Origin of the sequence: Caballeronia sordidicola, from assembly GCF_002220365.1 — a bacterium.
Taxonomy (GTDB): Bacteria; Pseudomonadota; Gammaproteobacteria; order Burkholderiales; family Burkholderiaceae; genus Caballeronia; species Caballeronia sordidicola_C.
Window position 1 is genome coordinate 57532 of record NZ_MTHB01000036.1, and the last position, 25264, is coordinate 82795.

General features: G+C 59.8%; 18 protein-coding genes and 1 pseudogene. 5 read left to right on the plus strand and 14 right to left on the minus strand.

Annotated features, from left to right (window positions below):
- Window positions 1-23: 23 nt before the first annotated feature.
- Window positions 24-1412 carry an L-serine ammonia-lyase gene (locus tag BSU04_RS05985; RefSeq protein WP_089159739.1) on the plus strand — a complete coding sequence of 463 codons (1389 nt, stop codon included), beginning with the start codon at window positions 24-26 and terminating at the stop codon, window positions 1410-1412.
- 141 nt (window positions 1413-1553) lie between these two features.
- Here BSU04_RS05985 and BSU04_RS49130 read toward each other — a convergent pair.
- The 5 genes and pseudogenes from BSU04_RS49130 to BSU04_RS47385 form a co-directional block, all read right to left on the minus strand.
- Window positions 1554-1682: pseudogene (locus BSU04_RS49130) on the minus strand (helix-turn-helix domain-containing protein); the annotation flags it as partial.
- A 180-nt stretch (window positions 1683-1862) separates the two neighbouring features.
- Window positions 1863-2534: a hypothetical protein gene (locus tag BSU04_RS05995; RefSeq protein ID WP_089159740.1), complete on the minus strand. Its 672-nt coding sequence runs from the start codon at window positions 2532-2534 to the stop codon at window positions 1863-1865.
- 402 nt (window positions 2535-2936) lie between these two features.
- Window positions 2937-3596, minus strand: a complete 660-nt coding sequence (locus BSU04_RS06005) for a M35 family metallo-endopeptidase (RefSeq protein ID WP_089159742.1) — start codon at window positions 3594-3596, stop codon at window positions 2937-2939.
- Window positions 3597-3605: 9 nt separating this feature from the next.
- Complete coding sequence (locus tag BSU04_RS06010) at window positions 3606-4115, minus strand: PAAR domain-containing protein (RefSeq protein ID WP_089159743.1); 510 nt, start codon at window positions 4113-4115, stop codon at window positions 3606-3608.
- Between the two features lie 29 nt (window positions 4116-4144).
- Entirely contained in the window at window positions 4145-4267 is a 123-nt protein-coding gene (locus BSU04_RS47385; protein WP_256982218.1) for a hypothetical protein, read from the minus strand.
- Between the two features lie 252 nt (window positions 4268-4519).
- On the opposite strand from BSU04_RS47385, the gene BSU04_RS06015 reads away from it, so the two are divergent.
- Both BSU04_RS06015 and BSU04_RS06020 read left to right on the plus strand, forming a co-directional pair.
- Complete coding sequence (locus tag BSU04_RS06015) at window positions 4520-6226, plus strand: thiamine pyrophosphate-binding protein (RefSeq protein WP_089159744.1); 1707 nt, start codon at window positions 4520-4522, stop codon at window positions 6224-6226.
- A gap of 139 nt (window positions 6227-6365) precedes the next feature.
- The gene (locus BSU04_RS06020) at window positions 6366-8057 is read left to right on the plus strand and encodes an AMP-binding protein (RefSeq protein WP_089159745.1); all 1692 of its coding nucleotides are present in this window, start codon (window positions 6366-6368) and stop codon (window positions 8055-8057) included.
- A gap of 79 nt (window positions 8058-8136) precedes the next feature.
- Here the strand turns inward: BSU04_RS06020 and BSU04_RS06025 are convergent, their stop codons facing one another.
- Window positions 8137-9285 carry a branched-chain amino acid ABC transporter substrate-binding protein gene (locus BSU04_RS06025; RefSeq protein WP_089159746.1) on the minus strand — a complete coding sequence of 383 codons (1149 nt, stop codon included), beginning with the start codon at window positions 9283-9285 and terminating at the stop codon, window positions 8137-8139.
- A 92-nt stretch (window positions 9286-9377) separates the two neighbouring features.
- Window positions 9378-13310 carry a trifunctional transcriptional regulator/proline dehydrogenase/L-glutamate gamma-semialdehyde dehydrogenase gene (gene putA / locus BSU04_RS06030; protein ID WP_089159782.1) on the minus strand — a complete coding sequence of 1311 codons (3933 nt, stop codon included), beginning with the start codon at window positions 13308-13310 and terminating at the stop codon, window positions 9378-9380.
- Between the two features lie 327 nt (window positions 13311-13637).
- Here putA and BSU04_RS45225 point away from each other — a divergent pair, with 327 nt between their 5' ends.
- Window positions 13638-13823 carry a hypothetical protein gene (locus BSU04_RS45225; protein ID WP_144021133.1) on the plus strand — a complete coding sequence of 62 codons (186 nt, stop codon included), beginning with the start codon at window positions 13638-13640 and terminating at the stop codon, window positions 13821-13823.
- 56 nt (window positions 13824-13879) lie between these two features.
- Here BSU04_RS45225 and BSU04_RS06035 read toward each other — a convergent pair whose 3' ends face one another.
- Window positions 13880-16147, minus strand: coding sequence for a primosomal protein N' (locus tag BSU04_RS06035; RefSeq protein WP_089159783.1), 2268 nt, complete (start codon window positions 16145-16147; stop codon window positions 13880-13882).
- 461 nt (window positions 16148-16608) lie between these two features.
- Window positions 16609-17697: a uroporphyrinogen decarboxylase gene (hemE, locus tag BSU04_RS06040; RefSeq protein WP_089159784.1), complete on the minus strand. Its 1089-nt coding sequence runs from the start codon at window positions 17695-17697 to the stop codon at window positions 16609-16611.
- A gap of 143 nt (window positions 17698-17840) precedes the next feature.
- On the opposite strand from hemE, the gene BSU04_RS06045 reads away from it, so the two are divergent.
- Window positions 17841-18716 (plus strand): transporter substrate-binding domain-containing protein, encoded by an 876-nt coding sequence (locus tag BSU04_RS06045; RefSeq protein WP_089159747.1) that lies wholly within the window; start codon window positions 17841-17843, stop codon window positions 18714-18716.
- Between the two features lie 120 nt (window positions 18717-18836).
- On the opposite strand, the gene BSU04_RS06050 is transcribed toward BSU04_RS06045, so the two are convergent.
- The 5 genes from BSU04_RS06050 to atpG all read right to left on the minus strand — a co-directional run bounded on the left by BSU04_RS06050 (window position 18837) and on the right by atpG (window position 25217).
- Window positions 18837-19784, minus strand: coding sequence for an alpha/beta hydrolase (locus BSU04_RS06050; RefSeq protein ID WP_089159748.1), 948 nt, complete (start codon window positions 19782-19784; stop codon window positions 18837-18839).
- A gap of 548 nt (window positions 19785-20332) precedes the next feature.
- Window positions 20333-22063 (minus strand): AMP-binding protein, encoded by a 1731-nt coding sequence (locus BSU04_RS06060; RefSeq protein ID WP_089159750.1) that lies wholly within the window; start codon window positions 22061-22063, stop codon window positions 20333-20335.
- A gap of 280 nt (window positions 22064-22343) precedes the next feature.
- On the minus strand, window positions 22344-22769 hold the full coding sequence (locus BSU04_RS06065) for a F0F1 ATP synthase subunit epsilon (RefSeq protein WP_089159751.1): 426 nt from the start codon (window positions 22767-22769) through the stop codon (window positions 22344-22346).
- Between the two features lie 82 nt (window positions 22770-22851).
- Complete coding sequence (atpD, locus tag BSU04_RS06070; RefSeq protein WP_089159752.1) at window positions 22852-24246, minus strand: F0F1 ATP synthase subunit beta; 1395 nt, start codon at window positions 24244-24246, stop codon at window positions 22852-22854.
- A gap of 68 nt (window positions 24247-24314) precedes the next feature.
- A complete protein-coding gene (gene atpG / locus BSU04_RS06075) occupies window positions 24315-25217 on the minus strand; it encodes a F0F1 ATP synthase subunit gamma (protein ID WP_089159753.1) in 903 nt (300 codons plus the stop codon).
- Window positions 25218-25264: the final 47 nt, after the last annotated feature.

A 25264-nucleotide genomic window follows, 5' to 3' on the forward strand; every position in this document is an offset into this window, starting at 1 on the left:
GCACGACCTTTGCAGGAGCAGTCATGGCAGTCAGCGTTTTCGATCTTTTCAAAATCGGCATCGGTCCGTCGAGTTCGCATACGGTCGGGCCGATGCGCGCCGCCCTGATGTTCGTGCAGGGGCTCGAACGCGACGGTTTGCTGGACGCCACGGCTACTGTGAAATGCGAGTTGTACGGCTCGCTCGGCGCAACCGGCAAGGGTCACGGTACGGATCGGGGCGTGATGCTCGGCTTGATGGGCGACGCCCCGGATACGGTGGATGCCGGCACGATCAGCACGCGTCTCGAGACCGTGCGCGCGTCGAAAAAGCTCCCGCTGCTGGGACGCCATGAGATTCCGTTTGTGCTGAAGGAACATATTGTGTTTCTGCGGCAGGCGCTGGCTGAGCATCCGAACGGCATGAAACTCCATGCCTTCGATGCTAACGGCGTGTCATTGCGCGACTCGACCTATCTCTCGGTGGGCGGCGGTTTTGTGGTGACTGCGGGGGCATCGAATGTGAAGGTGTTGACCGCTATTGAACAGTTGCCATACGCGTTCCAGTCCGGCGATGAATTGCTTGCGTTGTGCCGTGAAACGGGCAAATCCGTGGCGCAATTGATGTGGGACAACGAGCGCGTGTGGCGTAGCGAAGACGAGATTCGTTCGGGCTTGCTGCGCATTTGGGAGGTGATGCAGTCGTGCGTGAAGCGCGGTTGCGGAATCGATAACCCCGACGCCGACGGCTGCCTGCCCGGTCCTTTCCAGGTGAAGCGGCGTGCGCCCGTGCTGTATCGGGCGCTGGTCGACAAACCTGAGCAAGCGTTGCGCGATCCGCTTTCCATGATCGACTGGATCAATCTGTACGCGATTGCGGTGAATGAGGAGAACGCGGTGGGCGGGCGTGTGGTGACGGCGCCGACCAACGGCGCGGCCGGGATAATTCCGGCTGTGCTGCATTACTACGACCGGTTCATGCCGGGATCGAATGCGCAGGGCGTGATCGACTTTTTGCTGACGGCGGCGGCGATCGGGATTCTGTACAAGATGAACGCTTCTATTTCCGGCGCCGAGGTCGGATGTCAGGGCGAAGTGGGAGTTGCATGTTCAATGGCGGCCGCGGGGTTGGCGGCGGTCATGGGCGGAACGCCGACGCAGGTTGAAAACGCCGCCGAGATCGGGATGGAACATAACCTCGGGCTAACCTGCGATCCGGTCGGCGGAATGGTGCAGATTCCGTGCATCGAACGTAATGCGATGGGGTCGATGAAAGCGGTGAATGCCGCGCGTATGGCGATGCGTGGGGACGGCAGTCATTACGTGTCGCTCGATTCCGTCATCAAGACGATGATGCAAACCGGCGCCGATATGAAGACCAAATACAAGGAAACGTCGCGCGGTGGGTTGGCGGTGAATATTGTTGAGTGTTGAGGTTGAGATGGTCTCCTTGTGAAGCCTTTGAAACATCGCTTCCAAGCCTTTACGGTCAACCAGATCGAGCAGCTTCAGCGACGGCCCATTCGGCCGCTTCTGGCCCTGCTCCCATTTCTGCACCGTCGATGCGCTCGTGTTCAGGCACGCCGCGAACACCGCCTGGCTCGCCTCGCTGCGCTGGCGCAGCCGCTTGATTTGCGCCGTGCTATAGACCTTGATCGGCGGAAAGCGTAGCGCATCGAACTCCCGCAGCGTCACCGCGCCCATCGTTCCAGCCTGGTGTAACCCTTGCGCCGTTTTCGTGCAGCGCCTTCAACAGTTTGTCACTCATCGCTCTCCACCTCATGTAAATTCGCCTGCATGCAGCGCATGAGCCAGCGTGCGCGCGTCATAGCGGGAGGATCGACTCACTCGGTCCTTCCCGTAACAACGGAGCTTATTCGTTGGTCAAGCCGTGGTTTTATCAACCAGGTCAGCCAGCGCTACAAAGTGCCATTGTTTTCCTTCCAGGTCATAGACCGCGATTTGGTTGATGTCAGCGCTGGATGCTTCGCACGTTGCGGGCACGTTTTGCATGGCCAACGCTACCTCTCGGTCAAGACGATGATCGCCCCACTTCATGCTGGCTTCGAGCGATTCCGAATAGGCGAACAGTCCCGCTTTCTCATGGAATGTATCGACGCTTTTCCGATTCTCGACGTTTAAGGTGAATTCGATGTCTTCCATGTCGGCGGGTGCGACCGCGAGCGTTTGCAGCGCCATGTACCCGACCAATTCACCGCTTGGCTTCGCAAGTAACTTGCCGTCACTAGCGGTCCAGCCGATGTGCAGCCCAACGTTGAGTTTGCCTCGGAGGTCGGAAACCATCTCGCGAGGATCGAACGTCGACGCGTCGATGACGCGATAAGGCGTACCGGGTTTGGACGAATAAGTAGCTTCGATCCACGCATCGAACGGCGACAAATACGTGAGCATCGCGTCGCCTTCGGGCGTCGGATAGCACATCACGCGAGCGTGATCGGGGGCACCCGGTTTAGGCGCGAACGTCACCAATGCGAACATGGTCGGGATGGTGTGGAACACACGGCCACACGAACGGCGAGGAGCTTCGTTTTTCATTTCGGAGTCGGAGTGTTGCAAAGAAAACCGCATCCGCCAGTTGGGCAAATCGGCGAAAACTGTATGTCGACCGGCTCGGATGGATCGCGTTTACTATTCGACGCGACTACGCTGCTCTCAACGTGTAGCAGGTCGGTAGCGACACCCATTTGGGTGAGGAATTGCGCAACAGTCTGTGCCCTTCTGCCTGCTAGTGCGGCGGGATCATGCTCCCCCGCGAACGCATAGCCATAGATGATTGCATCGCTTCGCATTGGCAAGGTGCGCACGTCGATAGTCAGGTTTGCCAAACGTATGCGATCGGCGTTCGTCATATCAGCAGAGTTCCTGGACATAATTGCCGACATCTGCAACCCTAGGCTGCACGCAAAAGCATGGCTCGACGTGAAGCACAGCACCGCGCTAGTCAGTGCATAGCACATACCACGCGAGGCTGTCCGCGTTAGCAATCGCAAGTTCCGGGTTTGATTGAGCAAGCCGACGCGCGTTGAACTGAGTATAGGCATGGTCGAACGATCCAAAAGTGTCATAGAAATGCGTGGCCTCGTGAACAATCGTAAGTTGTTTAGAGTCTAGTTTTCCGGCCGAGCGCTCGGGTAACGTGCAAAAATTTGGACTAATCGAAATGGTGTGCGTCGCCGTGTCGGGTCCACAGACGTGCGCGACTTCACCAGCAAGATTTTTCAGATTGGGGGTACATCCTGTCGCCCTATCTGTATCGAGCGACGATCGAATAAAATTCTTCGGGGCCAGTTTTGACAAAACCTTACCTAATTTCGTCAGCCCATCGATTAAACGGACTTTGGTTGATTCGTCGCTAGCGCCGAACCATATCTGTACACGTTCCTTATCGATCACCGCCCATCGGCTCAACTCACTTAGTCGCCGTTGCACCATAGCGTTTGCGTCAGCCGTCAGCTTTAGCACGCTCTTTCGAAACTCAGCGTCCGTCATGTTCGGGCATATCGGCGGTGCGTTCAGGTCGACGTATATATCTACCGTCGAATCCGGTATGCGGTTAGTTGTTGCCGTTCCTACTTCGACCCAATTTTCATCTGCCATGCGCGGCTCTCAGTGTTGAATTTTTAGATTGAGCGTTTCGGATGCGCTTGTTTTTATACGTTGCGTCTTACCGTCCTCGTCGGTGATGCCCTTCAATATCTCGCCTGCCGGATTCGTGATGACATACGAAACACGGCCGAGTGGCTGCTGTGTTGCGCGGTCGCGCAACGTGAACTGCTGGTCAAATTGCACCGCGCTATTGAGGACCACCGCGGCAACCGTCACGCTCACGGTTACCGACTTCGCGGATCCGAAGTAGTAAATCGTCGAATCAGCGATGACATGATTTTCACCACACGGACAAAGTACTAGGTCGCGGCTCTTGACCATCGATTTGCCGTTTTCAGTCCAGATGTCAGCCGTGCCTAAAATGGGAAACGGACCACCTTCGCACTTGCCACAGGTTGCGAGATCTCCGCTTAACGCCATGCGCTTCGAGTACTCGAAAGTAGTCGAACTTGCCGCAACGATACGGCCGCCTGTCGTCGTGCTGTCTCCATGTCCGGCAATTTCATCCATTGTTGTGACCTTCAAATTAACGGGGATTGTCAGTGCGTAATTTCGATGATGATGTTCGATGCCGCATCAGTCGCGATTCGCTCGGTTCGGCCATTGGGATCGGTCATGCCGCTCGTCGTTTTGTCGCGCAGCTTGATGTTGTACCGTCTCATCGTCTCGATTCCTTTTTTTGACTGTTCGGGATGGTTTTATCGAGAACGACGGTTAAGAGTCAATCAGACGGATCTGAAGATGCAAATTAAATGACCAAGAATCTGAACGATGGTGCGGACAAGGACGAAAAACCAATGGACCAGTGAACACCAGCAAAACCCCTCCCTAGCGCCGGCGCCCCGCGCAAGCGTAAGCTATGAAATCGAATGCCCATCGCCGTCCGCGCGAAACCTTCTGGGAGATTTCATCGCATGACATCTGCTGTCCCGTCCTCGAACGCCCTCCCGACCACCGGTGCACGCCTGGTCGTCGATGCACTCCTCACGCACGGCGTCGAACGCGTCTTCTGCGTTCCCGGCGAAAGCTTCCTCGCCATCCTCGATTCCCTCCACGATGAAACGAGCCGCATCCAGACCATCGTGTGCCGCCACGAAGCCGCAGCGGCAAACATGGCCGAGGCGGTAGGCAAACTGACCGGCCGCCCCGGCGTGGCGCTCGTTACGCGCGGCCCGGGCGCCACCCACGCATCAATCGGCGTCCACACCGCATTCCAGGATTCCACGCCGATGATCCTGCTCATCGGCCAGTGCGCACGCGAACACATGGATCGCGAGGCATTCCAGGAAATCGACTACCGGCGCATGTTCGGGCAAATGGCGAAGTGGGTCGCGCAAATCGATGATCCGCGACGCATTCCCGAATATCTGAGCCATGCGTTCCACATTGCAACCTCTGGCCGCCCAGGCCCGGTCGTGCTCGCGTTGCCGGAAGACGTGCTGAGCGACGCATGCGAAGCCGTAGCGGGCGCGCCGCGTTATCAGCGCGTCGCTGCCGCTCCCGCGCCCGCGCAGATCGCGCGGTTGAACGACATGCTCGCGGCATCGAAGAAACCATTTGTCATTGCTGGTGGCAGCGGGTGGACGCCCGAAGCCACGGCGGATTTCGCGCGCTTCGTGCAAGCGTGGCAACTGCCGGTCGGCTGCGCCTTCCGGTTCCAGGACACGCTGGACAACAACCACCCCAACTATGCCGGCGATGTCGGCCTCGGGATCAATCCCGCCCTCGCCGCACGCATTCGCGAAGCCGACTTGCTCTTGGTGTTGGGCCCCCGCATGGGCGAATCGACGACCGGCGGTTACACGCTGCTCGACATACCCAAGACGAAACAAACGCTGATCCACGTGCACCAAGGCGCGGAAGAACTGGGGCGTGTGTATTCGGCGGATCTGCCTATCGTTTCAGGCATGCCGGAAATGGTCTCGGCGTTGGTCGCGCTCAAGCCGCCCGCAGCCATCCCGTGGAGCGGCGCTATTGAAGCAGCGCATGACGCCTATCTCGCGTGGCGCAAGCCCCGCCCCATGCTCGGCGATGTCCAGCTCGGCGAGATCATGGAGCAACTCAGCGAGCATCTCCCCGCCGACGCTATCGTGACAAATGGTGCCGGGAATTACGCGACTTGGCTGCATCGGCACTATGCGTATCGGCATTTCCGGTCGCAGGTTGCGCCGACAAGCGGCGCGATGGGTTATGGCGTTCCCGCAGCGATCGCGGCAAAGTCGTTGTATCCAGACCGGGTCGTGGTGGCGTTTGCCGGCGACGGGTGTTTCATGATGTCGAGCCAGGAGTTGGCCACGGCAATGCAGTACAAGCTCGCGGTGATATTCGTGGTGGTGAACAACCAGCAATACGGCACGATCCGCATGCATCAGGAACGCCACTATCCGAACCGCGTTCACGGCACAGCGCTGACGAACCCCGACTTCGCGGCCTACGCGCGCGCATTTGGAGCGCATGGAGAACTCGTGGAATCGACGGCGCAATTCATGCCCGCATTCGAGCGCGCGATGAAAACGGGATTGCCATCGGTGATAGAAATAAGGATTCCGCAGGATGCGAGCACTCCGTCGGCAACCCTGGATCAAGTTCGGGAACAGGGCGAGAAATTGCGGCAGAAGTAAGCAAATGAGCAAGTGAGCGGCAGCCGGGCACCGTGGCGGCCATGAACACTCGCAAACAAGCAGGTTTCACAAAGACCCACGCAAAAGAGCCATATCAAGGCTCAGGCAAAAGCGAACAAAATCCAGGAGACGAAAGACCATGGCATCGCAAGCATTTCTGCAGGCAAGAGACTTTCTGCTACGTCATCGGGACGACTACGCCGCTGCGTACAAAGACTTCGCGTGGCCCGAACTGACGGAGTTCAACTGGGCACTCGACTGGTTCGATGAATACGCACGCAGCAACCTTGCACCGGCGCTGTGGGTGGTCGAGGAAAACGGAGACGAGACGAAGCTCTCGTTTGCGGAGTTATCGGCGAGATCGAATCAGTTGGCCAACTGGTTGAGGCAACAAGGTGTCCAGCGAGGCGACCGGATCTTGCTGATGCTGCCGAACCAGCCGGCACTTTGGGAAACCATGCTCGCCGCGATGAAACTCGGCGCCGTCACCATTCCGGCGACCATGTTGCTGACCCCGGCGGACATAGCCGACCGCATGACGCGTGGTGAAGTGAAGCATGTGATCGTGGCATCGAGTGAAACCGCGAAGTTCGATTCCATCGATAAAACCAAAACCCGCATAGCCGTAGCTATTCCGCCGAGCGCTGCGTTGTCCGAAGGCTGGCTGAACTTCGCCGATGCCTTCAACGAAAGCCCTTCGTTCGAACCGGAAGGCAGGACGCTCGCGACCGATCCGCTGCTGCTGTACTTCACGAGCGGCACGACGAGTCGCCCGAAGCTCGTGCTGCACAGTCATCAGAGCTATCCGGTGGGACATTTGTCTACCATGTACTGGATCGGCCTGAAACCCGGCGATGTCCATCTCAACATCAGCTCGCCCGGCTGGGCGAAACACGCATGGAGTTGCGTCTTCGCGCCGTGGAACGCGGGCGCTACCGTGTTCATCCACAACACATCGCGCTTCAGCGCGAAGGCCACGCTGGAAGCGCTCGTCAAGCACCCGATCACCACGCTGTGCGCACCGCCGACCGTTTGGCGCATGATGATTCAGGAGGATTTATCGGCTTATAAGGTGCATTTGCGCGAAGTCGTGGGAGCGGGCGAGCCGCTGAATCCCGAGATTATCGAGCGTGTGAAAAAAGCCTGGAACCTCATGTTACGCGATGGTTTCGGCCAGACCGAAACCACCGCGCAGATAGCCAATTCGCCGGGTCAGCCGATGAAGCCGGGATCGATGGGCAGGCCGCTACCCGGCTACCGCATCACGCTGCTCGATCACGACGACAACCCGGCCGAGGAAGGCGAACTCGCCCTGATCCTCGACCCCAAGCCGCTGGGTTTGATGGACGGTTACGTGGACGATCCGTCGAAGACGCAGGATGCCATGCGCGGCGGCCATTATCGTACGGGCGATGTGGCGTCAATCGATGACGACGGTTACTTCACCTACGTAGGCCGCTCCGACGATGTCTTCAAGGCAGCGGATTATCGGATCAGTCCGTTCGAGCTGGAGAGTGTGCTGATCGAGCATCCGGCGGTGGGCGAAGCAGCCGTTGTACAGAGTCCTGACCCGCTGCGTTTATCGGTGCCGAAAGCGTTCGTCGCGTTGCGCAACGGGTACGAACCGACGAAGGAAACCGCCGGCGAAATCCTGAAGTTCGCCGCGCAGAAACTGGCTGCATACAAGCGCATTCGACGCATCGAGTTCTATGAATTGCCGAAGACGATCTCGGGCAAGATTCGTCGCGTAGAGCTAAGGAAAACCGAAGAAGCGCGAGGCAGCGACGAACGCCGGGAGAATGAATATTGGGAGGAAGATTTCGGCGCGTAGCCAAGAAAAGCAAAGAAAAAGCCCCGCAGCGCAGAACGCATGCGGGGCTTGCAACATCTTCACAACAGCTTCTTAAACCTTACTTGCCGCCCACGCTTTGCAGCGTCGTCCATTTGCCGTCGACGACCTTGTACAACGTGATGCCGCCGTTCTTCAAATCGCCCTTCGAGTCATACGCGAGCTGCTTCGACGTCACGCCTGCCATGTCAGTCTTAGCAAGCAACGGCAGATACTTCGCCGGGTCGGTCGAATTGGCGCTCTTCATGGCAGCGAACATCGCCATTGCGCCGTCGTACGCGTACGGCGAGTACGTTTGCACGTCTTCGTTGAACCGCGCCTTGTACTTCGCAACGTAAGCCGCGCCACCCGGCATTTCATCGAGCGGCAAACCAGCCAGCGACGCCACCGTGCCGTCGGCTGCCGTGCCCGCGATCTTCAGGAACGTGTCGGTCTTGACCATTTCGCCCGCCATCAACGGCGCGTGCAGGCCCAGCGTCTTCATCTGCTTGACCATCGGGCCGGCTTGCGAATCGGCGCCACCGTAATACACGAGGTCCGGATTCAACGACTTGATCTTGGTCAGGATGGCCTTGAAGTCGACAGCCTTGTCGTTCGCGTATTCACGGTCTACGATCGTCGCGCCCGATGCCTTCGCGGCCTTCTCGAACTGGTCGGCGAGACCCTGGCCGTAGGCCGTACGGTCATCGACAATCGCAATCTTCTTCATCTTCAGCGTCTTCACCGCGAAGTCGCCGGCCACCGAGCCTTGCTGCGTGTCCGAAGTCATCATGCGGAACGCGGTCTTGTAACCTTGCGTCGTGTATTCAGGCGCGGTGGCCATTGCAATTTCGGGAATGCCGGCGTTCGCGTAGATGCGCGAAGCGGGGATCGTCGTACCCGAGTTGAAGTGACCGAGCATGCCCTTGACGTTGTCGTCGACCAGCTTTTGAGCGACGGTCGTGCCGGTGCGCGGGTCAGCCTGGTCATCAGCGGAATCGAGCACGATGCGAATCGGCTTGCCGCCGATCACAGGCTTGGTGGCGTTGAAATCTTCAACCGCGAGCACCACGCCGTTTTGGAAATCCTTGCCGTAGTGCGCTTGCGCGCCGGTCATCGGGCCAGCGAATCCTACCTTCACGTCCTCAGCGGTTTGAGCCTGAGCTGTTGCAGCAACCGACAGACCGGCGACCAACATTGCTGTTGCCAGCTTCTTCATCGTGTAATCCATAACTCTCCTGATTCCCTGGTAAGTGGCAGCGTGTGCCGGGATCGCCGTGCCTGCTGCCGTTTGTTTGAGCCAACCGCCGTGCTGAATACAGCTCAGCCGATCGTCATCAAATTCGCATTGCCGCCCGCGGCCGCCGTGTTCACGCTCACCGAGCGTTCCGTCAGCAACCGTTCGAGCGCGTATTCCTGCTCGCCGTCGTGAGCGTCGTCGGCGAATGCTCCCGCCGGCACACCCTGCACCGAGACGATCGGTCCCGGGCGTTTCGCGACGTCCTTCACTAACGCCATCAATTCGTCGCTGTCGCCTTCGAACAAAACCGCATCGAAGGCCGCATCCGGGCTCTTGCGCGTCGACGCATAGGGCGCGATCTTCGCCGGCAACGCAGCCACGAGCTGTTCACCCGCCGCGCCGGAAAACAGCGCCTTGTTGCCGGTGGCGAGCACGGCAGCGAGTTGCGCACGAGCGCCGCTCGCCGTCGCTGCCACACAGAGAACCGTGCCGCGTGCCCCGAGCGTGTAGGTGTTGCGCTCACCGGTCGGGCCGGCAAGCACAGCGGTCGCGCCGGCCATCACGTGCTGCAGATGGCCTTCGCAACGCGCCGCCGTTTGCGGATCACGTTCGGCAATCGCCCAGTCGCGCAATGCGCTCAGCGCAGCCGGCGTTTCGTTCGCAGCCGTTTGGTCCACGAGCAGCGCGCTTTCCAGTGACTTCGGCAAGCCCGTCGGACGCTTGGCGAGGAGCCGCTGCAAATACAGCGCACCGCCTGCTTTCGGCCCCGTGCCCGATAAACCTTCGCCGCCGAACGGCTGCACGCCGACGACCGCGCCAATCACGTTCCGGTTCACGTAGATGTTGCCCACGTGCGCCCGGCTGACCACGTGCGCGATGGTTTCATCGATACGCGTATGGATGCCCAGCGTCAGTCCGTAACCCGTCGCTTTGATTTGGTCGAGCAGTTTATCAAGATGCGCCCGGCGATACCGCACTACGTGAAGTACCGGACCGAAGACCTCGCGTTTCAACTCATCGATGGAATCAAGTTCGATCAGCGTCGGCGGGACGAATGTGCCTTGTGCGCAGCCATCGGGCATGGGCAACTGCACGACGTTGCGGCCCTTCTCGCGCATCGATGCAATGTGCGCGTCGATGCTTTGCTTCGCTTCGGCATCGATCACCGGGCCGACATCGGTGGAAAGCCGGTCGGGATTGCCCATCGCGAGTTGCCGCATCGCGCCGGTGAGCATTTCGAGCGTGCGATCCGCGACGTCGTCCTGCAGGCACAACACGCGCAGCGCTGAACAGCGTTGACCGGCCGAATCGAAGGACGATTGCAACACGTCCGCGACCACTTGCTCGGCCAGCGCCGACGAATCGACGATCATCGAGTTCTGTCCGCCCGTCTCCGCAATCAGCGGAATCGGCCGGCCATCCGGGTCGAGCCTTTCGGACAAGGTCTTGTTGATCAGGCGCGCGACTTCCGTCGAACCCGTGAACATCACGGCGCGCGTGCGCGGATCGGCGACCAATGCCGCACCCACGGTTTCACCATTGCCCGGCAACAATTGCACCGCGCCCGGCGGCACGCCGGCTTCGCGCAGGATGCGCACGGCTTGAGCTGCGATCAGCGGCGTCTGCTCAGCGGGCTTCGCGAGCACCGGATTACCGGCAGCGAGTGCTGCGGCCACTTGTCCCATGAAGATCGCGAGCGGGAAATTCCACGGGCTGATGCAAACCACGGGGCCGAGCGGACGATGTGTATCGTTGGAAAATTCGCTGCGAATCTGCGCCGAGTAGTACCGCAGGAAGTCGATAGCCTCACGAATCTCGGACACCGCATTCGCCAGCGATTTACCCGCTTCGCGCACGACGAGACCCATCAGCGTATGCATCTGCGCTTCGAGCAGATCGGCTGCGCGGGCGAGGCAATCGGCGCGTTCATCGACGGGCGTCGATTGCCAGATCGGCGCGGCAGCGACTGCGTTCGAAATAGCCAAAGCGACTTGCTCCGATGTCGCCTCGATCACCGTTCCTACGAAGTCACGCAAGTCGGCGGGGTTGCGAACGTCGCGTGCGACGCCTTCCACTACGTCAGCGGCTTCGAGCATCGGAGCCGCGCGCCACGGATGATTCGCGCTCGCGAGCAACGCCGATGACAACGACGCCAGCCGATGCTCATTCGACAGATCGAAGCCCATTGAATTGAGGCGCTCGTTGCCGTACAAATGACGCGGCAGCGCGATCTTTGCATGAGGCAAACCGAGCGGCGTGAGCTTGGACGCTTCGTCGATGGGATCCTGCACGAGTTCGCTGACCGGAATGGTTTTATCGGCGATCCGGTTCACAAACGACGTATTCGCGCCGTTCTCAAGCAGGCGGCGCACGAGATACGCGAGCAGCGTTTCGTGCGTACCGACAGGCGCATACACGCGACACGGCCGGTTGAGCTTGTCGCGTCCGGTGACTTCTTCGTACAGCGGTTCGCCCATGCCGTGCAGGCACTGGAACTCGTACTGACCGGGGTAATAATTCCCCCCGGCGAGGTGATAGATCGCCGACAGCGTGAATGCGTTGTGCGTGGCGAACTGCGGATACACGGCATCGGGCGCCGCGAGCAGTTTTTTCGCGCAGGCCACGTACGAGATGTCCGTATAGATCTTGCGCGTGTAGACCGGATAACCTTCGAGGCCATCGACTTGCGCGCGCTTGATTTCCGAATCCCAGTAAGCGCCTTTAACCAGCCGAACCATGATCCGATGACGGCTGCGACGCGCCAGATCGATTAAATAATCGATAACGAACGGGCAGCGTTTTTGATAAGCCTGCACCACGAAACCGATGCCGTTCCAGCCGGCCAGTTCCGGATCGAAGCACAGCGCTTCGAGCAGATCGAGTGAAATTTCCAGCCGGTCGGCTTCTTCCGCATCGATGTTCAACCCGATGTCGTAACGCCGCGCGAGCAGCGCCAGCGCTTTTACTCGCGGCAACAACTCGGTCATCGTGCGCTCCTGCTGCGAGCGCGAGTAACGCGGATGCAGCGCGGACAGCTTGATGGAGATCCCCGGGCCTTCGTAGATCCCACGCGATCCGGCCGCCTTGCCAATCGCGTGAATCGCCTGTTCGTACGACGCGTAGTAGCGAACGGCGTCTTCTTCGGTCGTCGCGGCTTCGCCGAGCATGTCGTAGGAGTAACGGAAACCGCGCGCTTCGAACTTGCGGCTGTTTGCCAGCGCTTCCGAAATCGTCTCGCCCGTGACGAATTGCTCGCCCATCAGGCGCATGGCCATATCGACGCCCTTGCGGATCAGCGGCTCGCCGCCACGGCCAATCAGGCGCGTCAACGCCGACGACAACCCCGCTTCGCTATTCGTCGTCACCAGCTTGCCGGTGATCATCAGACCCCACGTCGCCGCGTTCACGAACAGTGACGGTGCCTGGCCCATATGCGAGCGCCAGTCGCCCTTGCTGACCTTGTCGCGGATCAGTGCGTCGCGCGTGGCGCGATCCGGAATGCGCAGCAAGGCTTCGGCGAGACACATCAGCGCAACGCCTTCCTGGCTAGACAGCGAAAACTCGTGGATCAGCCCTTCGACGCCGCCGCCCGTTTGTTTCTTGCGCAGTGCTTCGACAAGCTTTGTCGCCATCGCATTCGTTTCAGCCGCGACATTAGCCGGCAGCCGCGCCTGTCCGATCAAAAACGGCACGCATTCCGGCTCAGGGCGCCTGTACGCCGCCGTGATGGCTGCACGCAATACGGATTGCGGTTGCACGTTCTGGGCAAAATCGAGGAAGGGATGCGGCGCGCCGTCTTCTTCCGAGTCGCCGTGCACAGAGGATTCCAGCGCATCGGCCGAACCGATTGCACCGGACAGTTCAGGCGGCAGCTGTCCATGTTCGATGCGTTCGAGATACGCGAAGATGGCTTGCTTGATGAGCCAGTGCGGAGTCCGTTCGAGCCGCGTGGCAGCGTCTCTAAGACGGGTACGCAGCAGATCGTCGACTTTGACGCCCAGGGTGGTGCTCGCCATATATCCTTCCTTGCCGGAATCGGAACCGGCGATAGCTTGAAAAGTGGCCGAATCGTAACCCGCGCTTAAAAAAGGTGCAACCGACATTTCGAGATGGGTTGCACCTTTGTAAAATCGGTCAAAACTCCTTTCTGAACAAGGGATTACGGGTAATTGAGGATGGCGGCCGGAGCTGGGCGTGCTCTAGGATTTCGCGTTTGATAATTTTTCTTGAGCCACCCCTAAGTAATCGCTGTCTGCTGCCGATAAGAACTGGTACGGCCATGTCAGAGATGAAACTTGCGGCCGTCTTAAAAATTAGCCGCGCGGTTTCGGGGAGAAGAGGATATGAGCACCTGGACAATTTTTTGCAGCATTTGGGCGATGTGTGCGCTGTGCGTGGTGTTGTTCATCCGCGGCGCGCATCCGCACGTCGAGCGCCCTGAGGGTGACGCTCGCGACGATGGTACCGACATGACGGTCGGCGGCCTGACGGTTGCACGCGTGCACGGCGCGGACCGCGGCAATAGCTGAACGGCAGAGGCGCCGGACAGCGTGCGGCAAAAACCCGCCCACCGTCCCGAGCAACACTAGATATCGAGCGGATCGACCTCGACATTCCATCGGATCACGCCTTTTACCTTGAGACTGCGTAACGCCGGCTGCCAGGCCCGCAACGCATTCTGCAACACGGCCCGCGACGCGCACTCCAGCAACAGCTGCGCGCGGTGCACGTTAAACACCTTCACTATAGTCAGCGGCACCGCGTCGTACACGGTCACGCGTTCGGCACCGGCCAGCGCGGCGAACTCTGCCGCCGCAGCCCCCAGAAAGTCCAGCGCGGCCTCGAGCGTGCGTCCTTCGGCGCGAAGCATCGCCTGATAGACGAACGGCGGTAAATGCGCGTCGCGGCGCTCAGCCAGCGTAGAATTGGCAAACCCAACGTAGTCGTGCCGGGCCAGCGCGTGATAAAGCGCGTGCCGCGCGTAGCGCGTCTGGATCATCACCTCGCCCGGCAAGCCAGCGCGCCCCGCCCGACCGCTAACCTGCATCAGTTGGGCAAACAGTCGCTCGCTCGCCCGGAAATCGTGGGAAAAAAGCGCGGTATCGGCATTGAGCACGCCGACCAGCGTCACACGCTGAAAGTCGTGCCCCTTTGCGATCATCTGCGTGCCGACGAGGATATCGACCTCACCCGCGTGGACATCGGAGAAAAGGGCTTGTGCGCTGCCCTTGCGTCGCGTGCTGTCGGCATCGATACGTAAAACCCTCGCCCCCGGCACCGCCGTCGCAAGCGTTTCTTCTACGCGCTGCGTGCCGCGGCCCATCGGCGCGATATCCACGTTGCCGCAATCCGGGCAGGACTTGGGAATGCGCGATTCCCAGCCGCAATGGTGGCAGCGCAGCGTGCGTTCGGGTTTGTGAAGCACGACGTAGGCGCTGCACCGCGGGCAGCCGGCGACCCAGCCGCAGGCGTCACACGAAAGAATGGGCGCGTAACCGCGCCGGTTGAGGAACACGAGGCTTTGCTCGCCGCGTTCCAGGCGCGTTTTCATCGCGGCGATAAGCGGCCCCGACAATCCCTCTACCGACGCCCGTCCGCGCTGCCGCTCCTCCTCCAGATCGATCAGCCGGACGCTCGGTAGGACTGCGGTCGCGACCGCCCGGCGCGTGAGCGTGAGTTTGGTGTATCGGCCTTGCTCGGCCTGCCACCAGCTTTCCAGCGATGGCGTCGCCGACCCGAGCACCACCGGAATCTCCAATTTGTTCGCCCGATACACCGCCAGATCACGCGCCGAATAGCGCAAGCCTTCCTGCTGCTTGTAGGCGGGATCGTGTTCCTCATCGACCACAATCAGCGCCAGTTTCGGCAACGACGCCAGGATCGCCAGCCGCGTCCCGAGCACGAGCCGCGCGCGACCCGTGTGAGCCGCGAGCCAGTTGCGGGCACGTTCGCCTTCGGCCAGCCCGCTATGCATCGTCACGATGGCGCCCTCCGGCAGCGCGGCGAAACGCGTGCGGAAAGCGGCTTCGAATTGCGGCGTGAGATTGATTTCCGGGACGAGCACGAGCGCTTGCGCATCGGGGCGCGAAGCGAGCAAATGGGCCAGTGCGTGGAGATAGACCTCGGTTTTTCCACTGCCTGTCACACCGTGCAGCAAGAACGCAGCAAAACCTTTTGCGCCGGTTATGGCATCGACGGCATCGGACTGCTCGGCGCTCAGATGAGGCAAAAGCGCGGCGCTTCCATGCAGCGCGGCCTTTTCAACTGCGGGCGCCAGCGCAATGTCCTGCTCCTGCACGTCGCCGGTTTCCAGCGCGACCCATCCGCGCGCCTGCCATTCATCGAGCGTCGCGCGTGCTTTCGGATGCAGCGCGCGAGCCTCGGCGGCGGGCAACGTGGGATTGGCGGCAAGGGCATCGGCGAGACGGCGCAGCGCGGTGGCGCGTGGCGGCAAGGCATCGGGCAAACTTGCGCGCCCTTCCGGCATCAACCGGTAGCGCTCCTGAGGCGCGAGCAATTTCGCCCAGCGCGAGGCGTCGCGCAGAACCTGCGGCAGCGCGGGGAGCGCCACTTCGCCCAGACCGCGCTGGTAATACTCGGCCGCGAACAGCGTCAGCGCGCGCCATTCGTCGGCAAGCGGCGCGAGCGTGCTGCAAATCGCGGCCACATTGCGCAGCTTGTCCGCCGGCACGTCGGTGTGATCCGTGACCTCGCAAATCAGGCCGACTGCATCGCGACGCCCGAAGGGAATACGTACCAGCATGCCGGGTAACGGTGTGGGGGCCAGATCGTATCGATAGTCGAAAAGCGTCGGCAGAGGATGGTCCAGCGCGACGCGGACAAAGACGCTCAATTGCCGCACCCGCCGCAATCCACGCAGGAGCAACCGTTCCACCTGAACATGGGACTGTGCGGGGCGTAGTTAAAGTGAAACATCACATTCGACGCTAAGCTGCGGATTATTTTTGAGATTTCGAAGCTTTCCACAGGCCTGTGGATAACTTTGTTGAGAACTTTGATTGACAGGGACAAAAAGTGGCGATCTCGCTCGCTGTGTGCGGTAGCCCACATTTCGGGTTGGTCTCAAATTTCTCTTATTAATCATGTATTTGAAGACACAAAACATGCCCTCATGAGGGCGCTTAGGTCTGATTTGAAGATGGCGCGCCGCAACGTACAAAATGTGCATAAGTCAACTCTTGACATTGGCGGAACGGCCAATCTACGGGCATTTCGCAGCACTTTTGTCCTGCCGGCCAAACGTTTGGCGTAAGCTTTTCGTGACGCGGCGCAGCAATCTTTTTTGACCAAACGTCAGTTCTTTGCGCGGATGGATCGGCTGTGGCGATGGACTTCATCAACGAGTTCCGCCACGTTCTCCGGACGCGTGAACTGCGAGATACCGTGGCCGAGATTGAAGACGTGACCGGGGAAATTCCCGAAGCTGTCGAGCACGGCGCGCGCTTCGGTGCGAATCACGGCCGGCGATGCAAAAAGCACCGCTGGATCGATGTTCCCCTGGAGCGCGACCCGATCGCCCACTTTTTCGCGCGCCTGGCCCAAGTTCACGGTCCAGTCGAGACCGACCGCGTCCACGCCGATTGCCGCGATCTGTTCCAGCCACAAGCCGCCACCCTTCGTGAACGTGATGACGGGCACCTTGACGCCGTCGTGTTCGCGCTTCAATCCTGCGACCACCTTCGCGATGTAGTCGAGTGAAAAGCGTTGATAAGCGCCGTCGGCGAGTGCACCGCCCCAGGTATCGAAGATCATCACGGCTTGCGCGCCCGCTTCGATCTGTGCGTTCAGATAAGCGACGACCGCTTGCGCGTTGATATCGAGGATGCGGTGCATCAGGTCCGGCCGGGTGTAGGCCATGGCCTTGACCGTATGGTGATCGGGCGATCCGCCGCCCTCCACCATGTAGCACGCGAGTGTCCAGGGGCTGCCTGAAAAACCGATCAGCGGCACTTTCTGGCGGCCTTGCGCGTCGGTCAGTGCACGGCGGATTTGCGATACGGCGTCTGTTACGTAGCGCAGCGTGGCGTCGATATCCGGCACGTGCAGCTTGGCGACGTCCTCTTCGTTACGGACCGTGCGTTCGAATCGCGGGCCTTCGCCCTGGACGAAATTCAGGCCGAGGCCCATGGCGTCCGGGACGGTCAGGATGTCAGAAAACAGGATGGCCGCATCGAGCGGGAAGCGCTCCAACGGCTGAAGCGTGACTTCCGTCGCGTAGTCGGGATTGGTTGCGAGCCCCAGGAAGCTGCCGGCGCGCGAACGCGTGGCGTTGTACTCGGGCAGATAGCGGCCCGCCTGACGCATCAGCCAGATCGGCGTGTAGTCGGTCGGCTGGCGCTGCAGCGCGCGCAGAAAAGTGTCGTTCAGGAGTGTGGAAGGCACGTGATTTGGAGCGTTGGGCAAAGAGGCATTCTACCGGACAGGGGTTTTCGTTCGTACTCAGCGCATAGGCTTTTTGGGGGAGGTGCGAACGACGAACCCCTTCGATATCATCGGCGACTGAAATAATCTTTCGAGGAGTGTCGATGAAAGTTCTTGCCTCTGGTTGCGTGTCGCTTCGCGGTGTCTTTCGCACGGGTGTTTGCGTCCTGCTGCTCGGCTTCGCCATCGGCGCGCAGGCGCAAACCGTGCAAGCGGGCAGCATCACCGCCCCCCCCGGCACGGCGTTACCGGCGAGCGCACCGGTAGCCTCACCCGCCCCATCGAGACTCGACGAAATCCTCGCACGCGGCACGCTGCGCGTCTGCACAACGGGCGACTACAAGCCGTACTCGTTCCTGAGGCCGGACGGCCAGTTCGAAGGCATCGACATCGATGCCGCGCAAAACCTCGCTCAGTCGATGAACGTCAAAGCCGAGTTCATCAAGACATCGTGGTCGAACCTGATGAACGATTTCGTCGCGAAGTGCGACATCGCGGTCGGCGGGGTTTCAACCTCGCTCGAACGCCAGAAACGCGCGTTCTTCACCGAACCCTACATGGTCGACGGCAAGACACCCATTGTCCGCTGCGCGGATGTCGACAAATACCAGACCGTCGCGCAAATCGATCAGCCCGGCGTGCGGACCATTGTCAACCCCGGTGGCACAAACGAGAAATTCGCGAAGCAGTTCTTCACGCACTCGCAACTGATCGAGTATCCGGACAACGTGACCATCTTCAAGCAAATCCTCGATAGCCAGGCAGACGTGATGGTCACCGACGCCTCTGAAACCCTGCTCCAGCAAAAGCTGAATCCGGGCCTGTGCTCGGTTCATCCAGACAAGCCGTTCCAGTTCGGAGAAAAGGCGTACCTGCTGCCGCGCGGCGACGTGGTGTTCCAACAATATGTCGATCAATGGCTGCACCTGTCACGTTCGACGGGTGAGTTTCAGGCGATGCTCGATAAATGGCTGAAATGAACGCGGAGGCGGTCGGAATCAGGCCGCCTTTTTCGCGCGTCCTCACCCATTCGTCAGATTCATCGGGTTGATAACTCAGCGTAAGCGTCACGTAAGCAGATGTCGCTGGGCATCGAAAAGTCAACGCTCTGCATGTAACAATTCACCGAAGCGTTCCGACGTTTTTTTCATCCAGGCCGCCGCCGCTTTCGAATGCGCCTGGATCCGGCCGAAGCCGTGCGTCATGTCGTGCGCGTCAATTACCTCGGCGCGCCCGCCATTCGCTTCCAGAAAACGTGCGAATTCGTGAGCATCGTCGTAGAGCGGATCGTAGGCTGCAGCCACGATCAACGCTCGTGCCGGCGTTCGATCGTAGGACTCCGCTAGCGGGAAAGCGCGTACGTCGTCGTCGGCGGGTGGCTCGGCTGTCAGGAATTGCGCCCAGTAAAAGCGCATTTCTTCGGTGGTCAAGCCCGGCCCTTCGGCGTTGGCCGTAAAGCTGCCGCCCTCGAAACGACAGCGCGCCACCGGATAGATCAGCAACTGCGCCGTGACCAGACCGGCCACGCGATCGTTCGCAGCACGTGACGCCACGGCGGCAAGATGGCCGCCCGCGCTGTCGCCGGCCACGCCCAGCCGATCCGTCGCGAAGCCCAGACGCGAACGATGCTCGGCGAGCCACAGCAGCGCATCGAGCGCATCGTCAACTGGCGTGGGGAAGGGATGCTCCGGCGCCATCCGGTAATCCACGCTCACGACAGCGCTTTGCGAGTCCAGGGCAAATCGCGCGACCATCAGGTCGTGCGTCTCCAGATCCCCAAGTACCCAGCCGCCGCCATGAAAATAGACCACCAGCGGCAACGGCTTCCTGGCGCCCGCCGGCCGGTAGATCCGCGCCCGCAGCGTACGTCCGTCAAGCGGCAGGACCGTGTCCTCGACATCCACTCCCGCCGGCCGGGGCGCGGCGAACTCACGCGCGACGTTCTGAAACTGCCGCCGCATGCCGATCGGGTCGCCATCGGCCTGCTGTTCGGGGAACGCTTCGGCAACCTTGGCGTAGTAGGCGAGAAGGTCTGCGTCGATGGTCATGCGGTGGTCTCCAGTACAGTTCGCCGCCCGGTTGGGTCGGCGTTTTTCGATTGTCCTTAATATCTGCATATCGTGCTCAGCGGTGCATGCACTTCTAAGAGGCATCGAAATATCGGCTCTTCAATCGCAATAATCGACAAAGGGGGGACGGAATAATCGCTGACCCTTGTGCGTGCAGGGTTACAACCTGAAACACTTTGTTACGGTGATGCCCGGATTATTCGCCCACAATCACTTCAACGGTTTCAACACGGATGTGATCGAGTGCAGCGTTGGTGAACTACAACGTTTTGAGTTGCATTCGGCGGTCGGCCTGGTGCCGAATCCCAGCTTCAGGGACATGTTTGTTGGGGTCGTTGGCCGATGAAATCTTATTGGCCCAGTCCCACCCTTGGTCTCCTCGCGCTAACCCCGTAGCGTGTGGTTTTTAGCGGGCTCCAGGCCCGCTTTTTTTTCGTCTGTACAAACGTTTGCGCAAGAATTTAAATGGTCGCCGTGATTATTCCCGGCGGCCATTTTCAATTGTAAATCCCAGCAATTACCCGTAGTCACGCCGTTTTAGCCTCCGATAGCTTCATTTCCTCGATCATCTTTGCTCGCATGATGAATTTCTGGACCTTGCCGGTGACCGTCATCGGCAGTTCGTCGACAAAGCGGATGTGCCGCGGAATCTTGTAGTGTGCAATCTGTCCTTGGCAATACTCGCGGATGTCTTCTGCCGTCGCGTGTTCGCCTTGACGGAGAACAATCCACGCGCACACTTCCTCGCCGTATTTAATATCAGGAACACCGAATACCTGGGCCGATTGAATCTTCGGATGCCGAAACAGGAATTCTTCGATTTCGCGCGGATAAATGTTCTCGCCACCCCGAATCAACATGTCCTTTAAACGTCCGACGATATTGCAATATCCCTCAGCGTCGAGGGTCGCCAGATCGCCGGTATGCATCCAGCCATCGATAATCGCTTCGCGCGTTTTTTCTTCGTCGCCCCAATACCCTTTCATCACCGAATAACCGCGCGTGCAGAGTTCGCCTGTCTCGCCAACCGGGACGATTTCGCCGAGCGGATCAACCAGTTTCACCTCCAGATGCGGCTGGATCTGACCGACGGTCGTCGTGCGTTTATCGAGGGGATCGGTGGTCGAACTTTGAAACGACACCGGGCTCGTCTCCGTCATTCCGTACGCGATCGTGATTTCGCGCAGATTCATCTTTGCGACCACGCGCTTCATGGTCTCGATCGGGCAGGGCGAACCCGCCATGATCCCGGTGCGCAAACGGCTCAGGTCGTATTGATCGAAATTAGGGAGATCGAGTTCCGCGATAAACATGGTCGGCACGCCGTGCAATGCGGTGCAGCGCTCTTCATCGACGGCAGCGAGCGTCGCGGCAGGATCGAAGGCTTCGCCAGGGAACACCATCGTCGCCCCCGCCGATACGCACGCGAGCACCGCCAGCACCATGCCGAAGCAGTGATATAGCGGCACGGGAATGCACAGCGAGTCCTGCTCGGTAAGCAACATCGAGTGCGCGATGTAACGGCCGTTGTTCACCACGTTGTGATGAGTAAGCGTGGCGCCCTTGGGGTTGCCGGTGGTGCCGCTCGTGAACTGGATGTTGATGGGATCGTGTGCTGTAAGCGCCGATTCCCGCGCGTCGAGCTGAGCTGTATTCAGCTGATCACGGCCGCGCGACATGACATCGGGAAAACGCAGCATGCCGGGCGTCGTGCCCTCGCCCATTCGGATCACGGCGTTTAAATCAGGGAAACGCGCTGCGTTGAGTGCACCAGGTTCGGCCGTGACAAGTTCGGGCGCGAGCGTTTGCAGCATCTCCAGATACTTCGACGTCTTGAATTGTTCCGCCGCGATCAGCGCCTTGCAGCCGACCTTGTTCAATGCGTACTCAAGCTCCGACAACCGATACGCCGGGTTGATGTTCACCAGGATCGCGCCGATCCGTGCCGTCGCGAATTGCGTGAGCAGCCATTCAGAGCGGTTCGGCGACCAGATGCCCACCCGGTCACCCGCTTCCACACCCAGCTTGAGCAAACCCGACGCGAGGACATCGACTTCATCGGCGAATTCGCGCCAGGTCCAACGGATGTTTTGTTCGCGGAAAATCACCGCGGGACGGTCGGGGTATTTCGCGGCCGTGCCCCGCAGGAAGCGGGAAACGGTGGCGTCGCTCAGCGCAATGTCCGTCGAGCCGCGAACGTACGACAAGCCGTCGCGTGGTTCGATCTGCGGCCCGGTGTGCATCGATTGGGTAGGCATATCGAAGGTCTCCTCCGTGGGATGGCGCTATAAGAAGAAAATGAAGCGCCATGAAAGCGATTCGGAAGACTGATTGTGCATCGCGAGAAAGAGCTAGGGCATTGAGTGTTACCCGCAAGCTACCCGCAAAAACGCCCGGATCAACGCATGTTGGTTGTGCAGTTTTGCGCGCAAGCGCGCGCGGTTGGGCCTAGGTGTTGGCGCATGCATCACCGTTTGGAACGCGCATGAAAAAAGCAGCCCGAAGGCTGCTTTTTCGTATCGCCAGACTCGCGAAAACTCAGTGGTTACCGCGCAATTTCCGCAGCCGCTGAATCGCCGCAATCTGAGCCGTCGCGTACGCCAATTCCGCTTGTGCGGTCGCGTACTCGAGGTTCGAACCCGTGTTCTGCAACGCTTCTTCAGCGCGCTTCTTCGCTTCCAACGCTTTAGCTTCGTCGAGATCCGCGCCACGGATCGCGGTATCGGCCAGAACCGTCACCACGCCCGGCTGGATCTCGAGAATCCCGCCAGCAACGAACACGAACTCTTCGTCGCCGTTCTCCGCTTCGATACGCACCGCACCCGGACGAATCCGCGTGATGAGCGGCGTGTGGCCCGGCAGAATGCCGAGTTCACCCGCTTCGCCCGGCAGTGCGACGAACTTCGCCCGGCCCGAGAAGATCTGCTCTTCCGCGCTGACGACGTCTACTTGAATTGTTGCCATATCGACCTCTATCCCATGCAAGGCTGGTTGAGCGTATCAAAAGGCGCGCGCTCTCTTTCAAGAACCCGCGCCCACCAGACCCTTACTGGATCTTCTTGGCCTTTTCGAAGGCTTCGTCGATCGTGCCGACCATGTAAAACGCCTGCTCCGGCAGATGATCACATTCACCTTCCACGATCATCTTGAAGCCACGGATGGTTTCCTTCAGCGGCACGTACTTGCCCGGCGAGCCCGTGAAGACTTCCGCGACGTGGAACGGCTGCGACAGGAAACGCTGGATCTTACGAGCGCGCGCAACCGCGAGCTTGTCTTCCGGCGCGAGTTCGTCCATGCCCAGAATCGCGATAATGTCGCGCAATTCCTTGTAGCGCTGCAGCGTTTGCTGCACACCACGCGTGATAGCGTAATGCTCTTCGCCAATCACGTTCGGATCGATCTGGCGCGAGGTCGAATCGAGCGGATCCACAGCCGGATAAATACCCAGCGAAGCGATATCACGCGACAACACGACCGTTGCGTCCAAGTGACCAAACGTGGTCGCCGGCGACGGGTCGGTCAAGTCATCGGCAGGAACGTACACGGCTTGCACCGAGGTGATCGAGCCGGTTTTCGTCGACGTGATCCGTTCTTGCAGACGGCCCATTTCTTCAGCCAGCGTAGGCTGATAGCCCACGGCCGACGGCATACGTCCCAGCAGAGCCGACACTTCCGTACCAGCCAGCGTGAAACGGTAAATGTTGTCCACGAAGAACAGCACGTCCAGACCTTCGTCGCGGAAATGCTCGGCCATCGTCAGGCCGGTCAGCGCTACGCGCAGACGGTTGCCCGGCGGCTCGTTCATCTGGCCGTAGACCAGCGCGACCTTGTCCAGAACGTTCGAATCCTTCATTTCGTGATAGAAGTCGTTCCCTTCGCGGGTACGCTCACCAACACCAGCGAACACGGAATAACCACCGTGCTCTTTAGCGATGTTGTTGATCAGTTCCATCATGTTCACGGTCTTGCCCACACCGGCGCCACCGAACAGACCAACCTTACCGCCCTTGGCGAACGGGCAGATCAAGTCAATAACCTTGATGCCGGTTTCGAGCAATTCGGTAGACGGCGACAGATCTTCGAACTTCGGCGCCTTCTGGTGAATCCCGCGCGTGACGTCCGTGTTGATCGGGCCGGCTTCGTCGATAGGACGACCCAACACGTCCATGATCCGGCCTAGCGTCGGCTTGCCGACCGGCACGCTGATCGGCTTACCCGTGTTCTTCACCACCGTACCGCGGCGCAATCCATCCGATGCACCCAGGCAAATGGTACGAACCACGCCGTCGCCCAGCTGTTGCTGGACTTCAAGCGTCAGTTCCGAACCTTCCAAAACGAGCGCGTCGTAGATTTTCGGCATGTCGGAACGCGGGAATTCCACGTCGATAACCGCGCCGATGCACTGTACGATCTTGCCTTCTACCAAAGCAGTAGTACTCATCGCATTTCCTTTAGATACTAAATTCTTCACTCGCGCGACAGGCGCAGTTCGATTCGACGCTTGGGCGATCAACCGACCGCTGCAGCGCCACCGACGATTTCTGACAATTCCTTCGTGATCGATGCTTGCCGGCTCTTGTTGTACACGAGCTGCAGTTCGCCGATCACGGTCTTCGCGTTGTCGGACGCAGCCTTCATCGCGACCATCCGAGCCGATTGCTCCGACGCCATGTTTTCCGCCACCGCCTGATAGACGAGCGCTTCGACATAACGCACGAGCAGTTCATCGACGACGGTCTGCGCATCCGGTTCGTAGATGTAGTCCCACGATGTCTTCGGCGTGACCAGTTCGCTGTCTTTATCCAGGCCGTCCTTGCGCGCAAAATCGCTCACCGACAGCGGCAGCAATTGCTCGATCACGGCTTCCTGCTTCATCGTGTTGACGAAGCGGGTGAACGCCAGATACACCGCGCTGATCTTGCCTTCCGAATACAGGTCGAGCTGGACCTTGATTGCGCCGATCAGCTTTTCCAAATGCGGCGTGTCGCCCAGATGCGTGACTTGCGACACGGTCTTGGCCTTCAACCGGTTCAGGAAGCCCAGACCCTTGCTGCCGATCGCCGATGCTTCGATCGTCTGACCTTTCTGCTCCAGCTCCTTGAACTTCAGGAGCGCAGCGCGCAGCACGTTCGTGTTCATGCCGCCGCACAGACCTTTGTCGGTCGTGACGAGGATCATGCCGGCCGCTTTCGCGCCCTTGTTCTCAACCATGAACGGATGGCGATACTCAGGCGTGGCAGCGCTCATGTGCGCGGCGACGTCGCGGATCTTGTCGGCATACGGGCGGGCAGCGCGCATGCGCTCCTGCGCGCGGCGCATTTTCGACGCAGCCACCATTTCCATCGCCTTGGTGATCTTGCGCGTGTTTTGCACGCTCTTGATCTTGCCGCGGATTTCCTTCATTCCAGCCATTGCTTACTCCTTCATCGAAGTGGCGCGGGATGCTTCGTTTGTTCTGA